This is a genomic window from Clostridioides sp. ZZV15-6597 (assembly GCF_020657815.1).
Lineage (GTDB): Bacteria > Bacillota > Clostridia > Peptostreptococcales > Peptostreptococcaceae > Clostridioides.
In genome coordinates, this window is the sequence record NZ_JAGWCT010000003.1 from 47653 (window position 1) to 60582 (window position 12930).

The following is a 12930-nucleotide window of genomic DNA, read 5'->3' on the forward strand; positions in this document are numbered from 1 at the left end:
ATTGAACTACATACAAAATTTATTGTTTGCTTACAATAAATACTATTAGCACATACAACCAACTCCTTATTTGTCTTTTTTTAATATCTTCCTTCATTAAAATACAACTTACAGATAATTTTAATGGTCATAGTTTGTTAAAAATTTCATTTTGCTTTTAATTGTATTTTATCACATATTCAGTAATTATTTGTCTATTTAACACAATTTAATTAAAATTAGTGCTTATTTTTGAAAATAAAGATAATCCTTATAGAATACGACTCACATTTTGTAAGTAATATACATATAAGGATTATCTAGATATCTTGTATTATAAAATTTTATTCAAACAGACTTTTTAATAACTGACAAATACGATTTAGCAATAACCATATTATGTAATAATATTTATGTTACTAACTAATAAGGCTTATTTCATCAGTAGTATTTAGGTACTTGTTACCTATTAAGCTTTTATAGCTTCTAATAAATCATCAACGCTATCTAATTTATCTATAAGCATTGGAACTATTTCATGTAAGTCTCCAACTACTCCATAATCAGCAATTTCTAATATTGGAGCTGCTGGGTTTTTGTTTATAGCAATTATGAAATCTGATGATTGCATACCTGCTAAATGTTGTATTGCTCCTGATATACCACAAGCTATGTATAGGTTTGGTTTAACAGTAGTTCCTGTTTGACCTACTTGGTGAGAATGGTCTATCCATCCAGCATCTACAGCAGCACGAGAAGAACCAACTACTCCACCTAATTTGTCAGCTAATTGTTTAAGCATTTCAAATCCTTCAGGTCCACCTAATCCTAGACCACCTGATACTATAACATTTGCATCTGTAAGAGATACTAAATCTTTTTTACTCTTAACTGTTTCTAAAACAGTAGTTCTTATATCATCTTGAGTTATTTTGTAGTCTAATGCTATAACTTCACCAGTTCTTGTTTCGTCTTTTTCAGCTTTATCCATAACGCCAGGTCTAACTGTAGACATTTGAGGTCTATGGTTTGGACAAATGATTGTAGCCATTATGTTTCCACCAAATGCTGGACGAGTTTGTTTTATTTTCTTATCTTCTGGGTCTATTTCTAATTTAGTACAGTCTGCTGTTAATCCAGTTCCTACTCTTGAAGCTATTCTAGGTGCTAAGTCTCTACCTATATGAGTTGCTCCGAAAAGCATTATTTCTGGTTTTATTTCATCTATTGCATCTTTTATTACTTTTGTATATGCATCAGTTGTATATTTTTCTAAAAGAGCATCATCTGCAACATAAACTTTATCAGCTCCATAAGAAATTAATTCTTTAGCTAATCCATCAACATCTTTTCCTAATAATACTGCACAAAGTTCTGCATCTACTTCTTTAGCTAATTTTCTTCCTTCTCCTAATAATTCGATAACTACTGGAGTTATTTTTCCATCTCTTTGCTCTGCAAATATCCATACGTTTTTATAAGAACTTAAATCTTTTATATCATTCATAGTTTGTACTCCTCCAACTTATATAATGTGCTTTTGTTTTAGACCTATTATTATTTTGTTAGCTATTTCGTCAGCTTTACCTTCTAAGATTTCTCCTTTTCCTCTTGGCTCAGGAGTAAATGATCTAAATACTTTAGTTGGTGATGCTTTTAAGCCAACTTCTTCTTTATTTACGTCTAAATCATCAATTGTCCAAACTTTTACATCATGTTTATATGCTTTAACTATTTTATCAACAGACATATATCTAGGTGCATTTAATTCTTTTACTGCTGTTAAAAGTACAGGTGTACTTACTTTAATTAATTCATATCCATCTTCTAATTGTCTTTGAACTATTATGTCTTTTCCTTCTATTTTGAAGTCTTGTACATATGTAACTTGAGGAATGTCTAGTTTTTCTGCAATTTGTGGTCCAACTTGTGCAGTATCTCCATCTATTGCTTGTCTTCCTGCAAATATTATATCATAATCGCCTATTTTAGATATTCCTGCTGCGATAGTATTTGATGTAGCCCAAGTATCAGCTCCTCCAAATGCTCTATCACTTAATAATATTGCATCATCAGCCCCCATAGCTAAACACTCTCTTAGCATAAAATCTGCTTGAGGAGGTCCCATTGTTATAACTGTTATAGTTACATCATCATGCTCATCTTTAATTTTTAATGCTTCTTCTAATGCATTTGCATCATCTGGGTTTAATATACTAGGAACCCCATCTCTTATAAGAGTACCTGTTTCTTTATTTATTCTTACTTCGTTAGTATCTGGAACTTGTTTTACGCAAACTAATATTTTCAAAGTCTATACCTCCAATTTCATTAGATTATTTATTATTTTAATACGTTTGATGAAATTACCATTTTTTGAACTTCTGATGTTCCTTCGTATATTGATACGATTCTAGCGTCTCTGTAAATTCTTTCTATTTCATAATCTTTTATGAATCCATATCCACCGTGAAGTTGTAATGCTTTATAAGCAACTTCATTTGCAACTTCTGCTGCATAGTATTTAGCCATCGCAGATTCTTGAGCAACTCTCATTCCTGCATCTCTCTTTTGTGCTGCGTCATAAACTAATCCTCTAGCTGCACAAACTTTTGTTTCCATATCAGCTATAGTAAATTGAGTATTTTGGAATTTAGCTATAGGTTTACCAAATTGAACTCTTTGTTTTGTATATTTAACAGCTTCATCTAAAGCACCTTGAGCAATTCCTAAAGCTAAGGCAGCAACACCTATTCTACCTACTTCTAAAGTACCCATTGCTATTTTAAATCCATTACCTTCTTTTCCTATAAGGTTTTCTTTTGGAACTTTAACGTTTTCAAATATTAAGTCAGAAGTTTCAGTTCCTCTTATACCCATCTTATCTTCATGAGCTCCTGTTGAGAAACCATCCCATTTGCTTTCTACTATAAATGCTGATGTCCCTCTAAGACCTTTAGATCTATCTGTAACTGCTATTACTATAGCTATATCGCAGAATGGTCCATTAGTTATGAAAGTTTTTCTACCATTTAATATGTAGTGGTCTCCTACTAATTCTGCTGTTGTTTGTTGTCCACCAGCATCAGAACCAGCTCCTGGCTCAGTTAAACCAAATGCTCCTATTAACTCACCTGTTGCTAAACCTCTTAAGTATTTTTGTTTTTGCTCTTCAGTACCATTGTAAAGTATTGGTAATGTAGCAAGAGAAGAACCAGCTGTTACAAAAGTAGCTGTTGAAGCACATCTTCTAGCTATTTCTTCCATTATGATAGCGTAAGAAACATAACCTGCTCCCCCTCCACCATATTCTTCTGGGATATTACTGCTTATAAATTTTGTCTCAGCTAATTTTTTGATTAATTCCTTAGGCATTACACCTGTTTTATCCATTTCTGCTGGTAAAGTATCTAATTCTTTACTAACAAAATCTCTTACTGCTTTTCTTAAAAGTTCTTGCTCTTTGTTATATAACATAGCTTCCTCCAATTTTCATATTTTATAGTAAATTTATTTTAATGAACTTAAGCTAAACTCATCATCTCAGCAAATGTTTGAATACGAGTTCTTGCTTGTTCATTATTCTGAGTTTGTTGGTCAATTTCAACATATAAAGTAGGTATTCCACTATCTTCTATATCTTTCTTAACTAAAGGATAATCGTATTCTTCTGGGTCACAGAATTTCATCATACAGAAGATAACACCATCTACATCTTTCTTTTTAACTTCATCTACTATAAGTGACCCACGTTTTTTCTTAGGGTCATAAGCTAATGAACAACCTTCTATGTTTGACCATTGTCTTGCTAATCTTTCTAATGCATCATCACCTGCAGGTACATCTGTTCTAAATTGTCTTGTTTCTTGAGCTAAATCATCTGCTACTACTGCTATATTATTGTCTTCTAAAATATCTAATATATCTTTAGAATCCGCTAATATACCTGTCAATAAAACTTTCTTTCCAGAACAGACTTCTTCTGGCATTGAGTTTAATTTTGCTATTAAATCTTTTACTAATTTAGTGTGTTCTTCTTTTCTCATAAAGAATCCACTTTTAATTACTAAGCTTCTTATTGATGGTTTTATAGTATTAGAATGTTTATAAGCTACTTCAACAAAGTCTCTCATAGTTTTTCTATGTTCATTGTAAATTTCTATACTGTCATGAATTTTTACTTCTTCTATTTCATAACCACATATTTCTTCAAGTTCTCTTTTTACACCTTTGTACTCACTGATTAGGTATTTTACACCAGCTTCAAGTTTTCTGTTTTGTGGGTGTACTAATGATATATATTTTATGTGAGGTACTGCTGATTTCCAGTTTTGTCCTAAACAAATTAATGTGTCACACATACCTGGTATGATAACTCCAGATAATTCATCATATGCACCTTTTAATCCATATTCTAGACATGATTGCATTATTGAACATGCAAATGCAGGGAAATATTGTTTAGCTAAATCTAATTCTGTTTGTCCACCCCATATACCAACTGGAAGCATTCCAGCTGCATGTATAATTTCTTCTGGGCAATAAACTGGGAAACAACCTATAGCTTTTTTACCAGTTGCATTTTTATATTCTTTTACAGCCTTATTTGGATTTTCAACTACTTCTTTCATTTTAGATAAAATAGCTTCCATTATATCTCACCTCTATTAAGTTTTTTTCTTTCTTCCATTACTTCAACTAAACCTTGAATTCTTGTTTCAAATTGAGCATTAGTAAAGGCTCTAGGGTCTGCTTGGTCACCATCAAATCCAGCATATGGTAATCCAGTTTCTTCAGCTGCTCTTCTTTGCATTTCATATTGTATTAAACTCATAAGTTTACAGCTTCTGTTCATATGATAGAATGCTCCATCACATTTACCCTCTACTAAAGAATCAACTCTATATTTTGTCATACGGTCTAAGTTTACATTGTTAAACATAGTACTGTATGCTACTGCCATTCCATCTAAATCATTAACTTCATATTGTAATGCCCAAGCATGTGGGTAAACACTACCTGTCATATTAACTCCAAATTTAGCTAATGTTTTCATTTTATATCCAATATATGGCCAGCAAGGTATACCTTCCATCATTATTCTGTATTTTTCTTCTCCTCTAAAAGAAGATTTTCCAGTTTTCATGTTGTCTTCTAACTCTTCTATAAGTAGTTTAAATGCTTCTGTAGTTTCTTTTTTACCTCTAGCGCAAACTATTACAGCCATGTAAGTAAATAAATCAAATCCATTCATTGGTGAAGGAGAAGAATCTGCTGGTAAACTCATAGAATATTTCCATAGTCTTCCATTTTCAGCTGATATTTTCATTACTTCTTCAAATTTCTTAGGGTCAAATTTCTTTCCTGATATAACTTCTAATTGTTTTATAGCTTCTTCAAATTGAGCTTTTATATAGTCTATTCTTGATTGAGTTACTTCATCTTCATTATTGAAAGTTGTATCAATCATTATTAAAGGTATATCCAATTCTCTTGAAATATTTTCATACCATTTTATAACTTGATTACATATATTATTACAGCAAAGTAGGAAATCTGGAGCTGGCATATCTAAAGCTTCGCATCCACCATTTTCTAAAAGACCAAAGTTTGTTCTTGCATATGCACATAGGTCGATAGAATATCCTTTAGATTCAGCCATTTCACATAATTCTAAAGAACCTTTTTTAGCCGCTACCCCAGCTGCTTGATTTTCTGGATATAATACATTTAAGTCAAATACTTCTGCTAACTCTTGAGGAAATACTGATGTTGACCAACCTACAGGTCTTCCTTCTTCTTTAGCTTTAAATGCATTTGCATATTGTTCAGCTAATAAATCGTTTATTACTACTCTAGCTTCTTTTTTTTCAGACATTGTCATCCCTCTTTTTATATATTTTTCACTTCTTTTTGTGATTCTTTTGCTTCATCAAAAGCATATAATGCTGCTCCTAAAGCACCAGTTAATTGAGGTATATCAGGTACAATAATTTCTGTATTGATTTCTCTTGCCATAGATCTTACAATTCCACTATTTCTGGCAACTCCACCAACCATTACTACGTTTCTTTGTACTCCTATTCTTTTTGCTAGGCTAGAAACTCTCTTTGCTACTGAAGTGTGAATACCTGCTACTATATCTTCAATTTTTGCATTTTCTGATAAGTGTGATATAACTTCAGATTCTGCAAACACTGTGCATGTACTACTTATTGATACTTCATTTTGAGAATTCATAGATATACTTCCGAGTTCAGATACATCAACCTCTATTATTTTTGCCATTACATCTAAAAATCTTCCTGTACCTGCAGCGCATTTGTCATTCATAAGAAAGTTTAGTAATCTTCCATTCTTATCTAGCTTTAGTACTTTAGCATCTTGACCACCTATATCAATAATGGTTCTTGTCTCTGGAATTATGAAGTTTACTCCTCTAGCATGACAACTTAACTCACTTATCTGTTTGTCAGCATCAGAATATTTCATTCTCCCATACCCTGTAACTACTATTTTCTCAATGTCTTCTCTTGCAAGACCTGACTCACTATATAATTTTTCCAAAACTCTTGATGGTCCAGTAGTCCCAGTACCAGAAGATATAGTAGCTGAAGCCACAATATCCTCTCCATCTTTTAAAATTACTCCCTTTGATGCAGTTGAACCTATATCTAATCCCATTGTATACATCTTTAGTATTCTCCTTTCCCAAAATCTAGAAATACTAATTAGTATCTTACAACTTTATCTTCTTTTAAGTTATTTATTTTTGATTCGTCATAGCCTAAAGTTTTTAATACTTCTATAGTATGTTCCCCTACTTTTGGTGCTGGTGTATAATCTTTTATTCCTTCATTTCTAAACATAACTGGAGTATTAACTAAAACACCTGTATTTCCACTATCATATGTCTTCTTAAATAAGAAGTCATTTGCCCAAGCTTGTTCATCATCTAGTAAATCTTCACAGCTTTGGATTTTTTCAAATGGTAAGTCTGCTTCTTCTAATAGAACTGACCACTCATCTAATGTTTTTTCTAACATAGCTTCTCCAACTATCTTAACTAAATCTTCAATGTGATTAACCATTGAATCTATGTTGTTGTATCTGTCATCTTCTAATATATACTCTCTATTTATAACCTTACAGAATTTGCCTAACCACTTGTTGTATTGTATTAAAGCTAATTGAATCCATCTTCCATCTTTACATTTATATGTAGTCATTAATGGGCTGTTTGGATTTTCTCTTGATAAAGGCATTTCATTTCCGTATTGTGCTGTTGTTATCATTGTTCCCATTCCATATATAGCTGTATGGAAAAGACTTACTGTTACTCTCTCACCTTTACCAGTTTGACCTTTTTTATGTAATGCTGCTAAACTTCCTGCTGCTAATGCTAGACCTGCATAGTGGTCACCAAATCCTGCTGCTGTATTTGCTGGAGATGTTCCTTTTTCCATTACAGATTGGCTAACTCCTCCTCTTGCAAAGTATGCAGTATAGTCAAATCCTGGTTTATCTTTTAAAGGTCCTTTTTCACCATATCCTAATATTTGAGAGAATATTAATCCTGGATATTTATCTTTTATTTGGTCATAAGCTATACCCATTTTTTCTAATGCTTGAACTCTAACATTAGTTACAAATATATCTGCTTCTGATAATAACTTATGTAATATTTCTACTCCTTCTTTTGATTTTATATTAATACTTACACCCTTTTTATTTCCATTTTCTAATTCAAACATAGGGTTTTCATCATCTGATGCTGGAGATTTAAATGTTCCACCCATAACTCTTATTCCATCACCTTCTATAGGTTCAATCTTAATAACCTCTGCACCCCAGTCACCTAACATTTTTGCACAACATGGTGCTGCGATGAAACTTGAAAGTTCTACTACTTTAACTCCTTCTAAAAGCATAACGTTTTCCTCCTTAATAGTATCAATTATAAAATTTCGATTAAATCACTCATAAAATACTTTTTTCTGATATTAACTATTTGATGTCAAAGTTCCTAATCTTATCTAAAATAACTTAAAATTTATTAAAATTATTTTTTATTGTTTTATTGTCTTACACCTATATTGTTAAGCATTTATCGTGCCAACTTTATATTTAATCAAAATATCGCTTGATTTGAATGTTTTTTAACAATATACAATTGCATTATTAATTCCATTTCGTGGCATCATGCAACTCTCCATTGCATTTTGCTATTTTTTCCATGCATTTAAAAGTTTTTTTTATATATTTTTTTATGAAAAAGCTTGACATTTCAAAAAAAATTTTCATTGCTAAACTCAAAAACACATGTTATCATTGTAATTAATCAGCAAGTTAGTTAACTAATTTCAGACTTAGATAATTTTTTAATAATATTTAATCTAAAAAATAACAATTTCTTTGATAAATTTTTAAAGCAATTATTCTATTAAATAAAAAATGACTAGATATAAAAATGACACAGGGAAAACAATTTCAAAACTAAATTTTTAACCTTAAAAATTTTGTACAAAAAATATAGCCTTATATTGCTACATATTATTTCTAAATGAAAGATTACCATATAATTTAATAATTACAGGAGGGTATTGATATGAAAATACTAGTATTTGGAGCACGCGATTATGAAGAACCAGTAATAAAACAATGGTCTGAAGAGCATAAGGATGTTCAAGTGGATATTTATCCTGAAAACATGACTGAAGAAAATATCACTAAAGCTAAAGGATATGATGGTATATCTATACAACAAACTAACTATATAGATAATCCTTATATCTATGAAACTTTAAAAGATGCTGGAGTTAAAGTTATAGCTTCAAGAACTGCAGGGGTTGACATGATAGATTTTGATTTAGTTAATAAAAATGAACTTATTGTTACAAATGTTCCTTCTTATTCACCTAATGCAATAGCTGAATTAGCTGTTACTCAAGCTATGAACCTTTTAAGAAAGACTCCTTTAGTAAAGAAAAAAGTCTGTGAAGGTGACTATCGTTGGATAGCTGAACTTCTTGGAACAGAAGTTAGATCTATTACAGTTGGTGTTATAGGTACAGGAAAAATAGGTGCTACTTCTGCAAAATTATTCAAAGGCTTAGGAGCTAATGTAATTGCATTTGACCAATATCCAAATAAAGATTTAAATGATATATTAACTTATAAAGATTCTTTAGAAGACCTTCTTAAAGAAGCTGACCTTATAACATTACATACTCCTTTACTTGAAGGAACAAAACATATGATAAATAAAGATACTTTGGCTATAATGAAGGATGGAGCTTACATAGTAAACACTGGTCGTGGTGGTTTGATTAAGACAGGGGACTTAATAGAAGCACTAGAAGCTGGAAAAATAAGAGCTGCTGCCCTTGATACATTTGAAACTGAAGGATTATTCTTAAATAAAAAAATGAACCCAGGTGAATTAACTGACCCAGAAATAAACAAACTTCTTTCTATGGAACAAGTTATATTTACTCATCACCTTGGATTCTTTACTAGTACAGCGATAGAAAATATAGTTTATTCTAGTTTAAGTAGTGCTGTAGATGTTATAAGCACAGGAACTGCTGCTAACAGAGTAAATTAGTATTTTATAAATATATTTTTTCATTAATTAGCTATTATCTAACAAAATAGCCTTTAATTTCCCAAATATAAGAGAGTCTATTCAATATACATTGAGTATGACTCTCTTATATTATTTTTCTTCTTTTATATTATTTGCATACACCTACTATTTATTATATTTTATATCGAATTTACAACCATCTTTATAATCATCCTATTAATTTATCCTAATTACAATCTACTTTTCCATCAAAAGACTTTGAATGGGTACAATTCACTTTTTACCAGAAAAATACCAAACAAACTATGAAAATTGTATGATTAATATTAATATATTTATAAGAAAACATTACAAGAATGCTAGTTTAGGATTTTTGAGGAGGGATTATATTGGAAAAAATAAACAAAGCTACTTCTAAAAAGACGACCTGTATCGTCACTTCAGCGTTATTTGCATCTATAATATGTTTGACAATAGCTTATATATTACATATTCCAGTTGGTGGAAACAACGGATATGTTCATATAGGAGATGCCTTTATTTATCTAGCTGCAACTATTTTACCAACAAACTATGCTATAGCGGCCTCTGCAATAGGCGCTGGTCTAGCTGATTTATCTACAGGAGCTGCAATATGGGTAATACCAACTATAATTATAAAGCCAATACTTGTATTATTTTTCACTTCTAAAAGTGACAAGATAATAAACAAAAGAAATATAATTGCTTCATTTGTAGCAGGCATAGTAGGTCTAGTTTTATATATGTTTGCTGAGGGAATAATTATTGGAAGCTTTACGAGTGCTTTCGTAATGAGTTTACTTGGTTTGTTACAACCAATAGGAAGCTTTATTGTGTTTGTACTTCTAGGGATTGCACTTGATAAACTTGATTTTAAAAGACGTTATTTTAACTAAAGACTTAAATTTATGGAGGGAAAATTATGAATATCTTATATACAATTGAAAACAGTATCTATGTAAATATAACTAATACATGTCCATGTAGCTGTGTGTTTTGCATAAGAAATGAAAAAGACGAAGTAGCAAATAGTGGTAGCTTATGGTTAGAACACGAACCAAGTATTGATGAAGTAAAAGAAGCCTTTGACAAATATAATTTAGATGAATATGATGAAATTGTATTTTGTGGATATGGTGAACCACTAATGAGAATAAATGAATTAATAGAAGTTGCTAAATTTATAAAGGAAAAAAGTAATATCAAAACAAGAATAAATACAAATGGTCTAAGCGATTTAATACACAATAAAAAAACTGCTATCATGTTAAAAGATGTAATAGATGCAGTATCAATAAGTCTTAATGCTCCAAATAAAGAAGCTTATAATAGAGTTACTCAACCAAAATTTGGAGAAAAATCATTTGACTATATGTTAGATTTTGCAAGAGATTGTAAAAAATATATAAAAGAAGTTGCTTTTTCAGTGGTAGATGAAATATCTCCAGAAGAAATAGAAGAATCTAAACAATTGGCAAAAGAACTTGATATACCATTAAGAATTAGACATAAGAACTAACAAGTAAAATTACAAAAAATTAAGAATCACCTGAATGGTATTTCAGGTGGTTCTTCCTCTTGGATTAACATTTCACAAAATAGATTTCATACCAAACCAAGAATGTATAAATCGTCCAAATCTTTCTCCAACTATCGGAGTTTCCACCAATGTAGTCATCAAAAATCTCATTAATCTCATCTACATTAAAGAATTCCTCTGCCATCTCACTGTGGAATTTATCTCGAATATCCTGGTTATACTGCTCATCAGCTATCCATATACGAATTGGAACAATAAACCCCAACTTATTTCTGAAAGCAATATCTTCTGGCAATACTTTTGCTGCAGCTGTACGGAAGGCAATTTTGTTCTGTTCTTCTTTTACTTTATATTCTGATGGCATTCTTGATGCAATATCAAAGATTCTTGTATCTGTAAGAGGCATTCTGATTTCCAATCCAGCTGCAGTGCTCATTTTATCTACATTAAAATAGATGTCTCCTTCCAGCCATATCTGAATGTCTACATTTGACATGTTAGTAAATGCATCTAGTTCTTCTGTTTCTTCATAAATTCTTTTTACCAGTTCAACAGGAAGCACATCAGGGTTGTATTTCTTAAGAATTTTTTGCTTCTCTTCTTCATTCATAATGTTCGTATTTCCAATATAAAATGTATTCAGATTCTCTCCATAACATTCTGCCTTATGGTATACATTATATCCACCAAAGAACTCATCTGCTCCTTCTCCAGAGTAACAAAGCTTCGTGCGCTTAGCTGCTGCCTTGCATCCAATTGCAAAAACAATAGCAGATGCATCCCCAATTGGCTGCTCCATATGGTACATCACATAAGGTACTGTCGAAAAATATTCTTCAGGTGTAATTATATGTCTGGAATTCCTACGTCCAAGAATATCAGCTGTCTGATTTGCTAATTTTGATTCATCAAACCACTCTTCCTCATAACCACATGAATCTGTTGTTTCTATATCTGACATTGCCAGCACATAAGATGAGTCAACACCTCCTGATAGGAATAACACTGCACTCTCATCATCTGATTTCACCTCTAGCATAATATTCTGAAGTGTTGTATGAATTTCATTTGCCCATTCCTTGAGAGACTTGTTGTAGTCAGGGTGAAACTCAGGCTTCCAATAATGCTCAACACGTACTGTTCTCCTCTGATAGATAAGGTAATGTCCCGGCATAAGCTTCTTCACCCCTCGGAAGAATGTGTTTTCACCTGCCACATATGTAAAAGACATATACATCTGTAGCATTTCTTCATTTAGCTCTTTCACAAATCCTGGTTGTTCCATAATCTTACGAATAGATGAACCATAGAGAAGCTCTCCATTTGCTGTCTCATAATAATAAAAAGGCTTCACTCCAAACTGATCTCTTAGACAGAAGAGTCTCTTTTCCACATTATCCCATAATGCAAAGGCAAACATCCCATGCATGTGATTTGCCATATCATATCCCCAGGTCTCGTATGCTTTCACTAAAATTGCTTGTTCACGTTCCTCTCTAGATAGTGAAGAATCGATTCCAAGTTCTTCACAGAGTACTTTCCAGTTTCGAATATGTCCACTATATTCTAGAATTTTTATCATATGTGTATCTTTTTGTGTTAAATACTTTTCTTCCAAATTTATCATATGTGTATCCTTTCGTATTAAACATTTGTCTTCTGAATTTATTGGATGTTTTTAGATTATTTATTCGCTTATATTGAGATAATACTATTGGTTCACAGTCAACTAATATGTTCTTTCTTAAGGTCACCAATATAATTATCAACTATTATCAGTGTTATAACATTGAATTTTTTA

Annotated in this window: 11 protein-coding genes; 3 read left to right on the forward strand and 8 right to left on the reverse strand. The window is 31.4% G+C overall.

Going from position 1 to position 12930, the window contains the following annotated elements; all coding sequences use genetic code 11:
- Positions 1 to 448: 448 nt before the first annotated feature.
- From KGF52_RS01520 to hadA, 7 genes are read right to left on the reverse strand one after another with little or no spacing between them, the layout of a single operon-like run.
- Entirely contained in the window at positions 449 to 1486 is a 1038-nt protein-coding gene (locus KGF52_RS01520) for an electron transfer flavoprotein subunit alpha/FixB family protein (RefSeq protein ID WP_227435443.1), read from the reverse strand.
- Between the two features lie 18 nt (positions 1487 to 1504).
- Positions 1505 to 2290, reverse strand: coding sequence for an electron transfer flavoprotein subunit beta (gene etfB / locus KGF52_RS01525; RefSeq protein ID WP_227829325.1), 786 nt, complete (start codon positions 2288 to 2290; stop codon positions 1505 to 1507).
- A gap of 32 nt (positions 2291 to 2322) precedes the next feature.
- Positions 2323 to 3456 (reverse strand): putative isocaproyl-CoA dehydrogenase AcdB, encoded by a 1134-nt coding sequence (acdB, locus tag KGF52_RS01530; protein WP_227829324.1) that lies wholly within the window; start codon positions 3454 to 3456, stop codon positions 2323 to 2325.
- A gap of 47 nt (positions 3457 to 3503) precedes the next feature.
- Positions 3504 to 4631, reverse strand: a complete 1128-nt coding sequence (gene hadC, locus KGF52_RS01535; protein WP_227838900.1) for a (R)-2-hydroxyisocaproyl-CoA dehydratase subunit beta — start codon at positions 4629 to 4631, stop codon at positions 3504 to 3506.
- The gene (gene hadB, locus KGF52_RS01540; RefSeq protein WP_227452795.1) at positions 4631 to 5857 is read right to left on the reverse strand and encodes a (R)-2-hydroxyisocaproyl-CoA dehydratase subunit HadB; all 1227 of its coding nucleotides are present in this window, start codon (positions 5855 to 5857) and stop codon (positions 4631 to 4633) included. Before hadB ends, hadC begins: the two co-directional genes overlap by 1 nt.
- Before the next feature lie 14 nt (positions 5858 to 5871).
- A complete protein-coding gene (gene hadI, locus KGF52_RS01545) occupies positions 5872 to 6672 on the reverse strand; it encodes a 2-hydroxyisocaproyl-CoA dehydratase activator HadI (protein ID WP_227838901.1) in 801 nt (266 codons plus the stop codon).
- A gap of 38 nt (positions 6673 to 6710) precedes the next feature.
- Positions 6711 to 7910: an isocaprenoyl-CoA:2-hydroxyisocaproate CoA-transferase HadA gene (gene hadA / locus KGF52_RS01550; protein ID WP_227838902.1), complete on the reverse strand. Its 1200-nt coding sequence runs from the start codon at positions 7908 to 7910 to the stop codon at positions 6711 to 6713.
- Positions 7911 to 8587: 677 nt separating this feature from the next.
- Between hadA and KGF52_RS01555 the strand changes: the two genes are divergently transcribed.
- The 3 genes from KGF52_RS01555 (at position 8588) to KGF52_RS01565 (ending at position 11108) form a co-directional block, all read left to right on the forward strand.
- Complete coding sequence (locus KGF52_RS01555; protein ID WP_227829320.1) at positions 8588 to 9586, forward strand: D-2-hydroxyacid dehydrogenase; 999 nt, start codon at positions 8588 to 8590, stop codon at positions 9584 to 9586.
- 371 nt (positions 9587 to 9957) lie between these two features.
- Positions 9958 to 10485, forward strand: a complete 528-nt coding sequence (locus KGF52_RS01560; protein WP_227838903.1) for a TIGR04002 family protein — start codon at positions 9958 to 9960, stop codon at positions 10483 to 10485.
- A gap of 26 nt (positions 10486 to 10511) precedes the next feature.
- Positions 10512 to 11108, forward strand: coding sequence for a TIGR04100 family radical SAM protein (locus tag KGF52_RS01565; RefSeq protein ID WP_227838904.1), 597 nt, complete (start codon positions 10512 to 10514; stop codon positions 11106 to 11108).
- Between the two features lie 64 nt (positions 11109 to 11172).
- Here the strand turns inward: KGF52_RS01565 and asnB are convergent, their stop codons facing one another.
- Positions 11173 to 12756: an asparagine synthase (glutamine-hydrolyzing) gene (asnB, locus tag KGF52_RS01570; RefSeq protein WP_227838905.1), complete on the reverse strand. Its 1584-nt coding sequence runs from the start codon at positions 12754 to 12756 to the stop codon at positions 11173 to 11175.
- Positions 12757 to 12930 lie beyond the last annotated feature (174 nt).

Bases quoted from the DNA above. Each gene is read 5' to 3' on its own strand.
- KGF52_RS01520 (WP_227435443.1), bottom strand. From the start codon at position 1,486: ATGAATGATATAAAAGATTTAAGTTCTTATAAAAACGTATGGATATTT.
- acdB (WP_227829324.1), bottom strand. From the start codon at position 3,456: ATGTTATATAACAAAGAGCAAGAACTTTTAAGAAAAGCAGTAAGAGAT.
- hadC (WP_227838900.1), bottom strand. From the start codon at position 4,631: ATGGAAGCTATTTTATCTAAAATGAAAGAAGTAGTTGAAAATCCAAAT.
- hadB (WP_227452795.1), bottom strand. From the start codon at position 5,857: ATGTCTGAAAAAAAAGAAGCTAGAGTAGTAATAAACGATTTATTAGCT.
- hadI (WP_227838901.1), bottom strand. From the start codon at position 6,672: ATGTATACAATGGGATTAGATATAGGTTCAACTGCATCAAAGGGAGTA.
- hadA (WP_227838902.1), bottom strand. From the start codon at position 7,910: ATGCTTTTAGAAGGAGTTAAAGTAGTAGAACTTTCAAGTTTCATCGCA.
- KGF52_RS01555 (WP_227829320.1), top strand. From the start codon at position 8,588: ATGAAAATACTAGTATTTGGAGCACGCGATTATGAAGAACCAGTAATA.
- KGF52_RS01565 (WP_227838904.1), top strand. From the start codon at position 10,512: ATGAATATCTTATATACAATTGAAAACAGTATCTATGTAAATATAACT.
- asnB (WP_227838905.1), bottom strand. From the start codon at position 12,756: ATGATAAATTTGGAAGAAAAGTATTTAACACAAAAAGATACACATATG.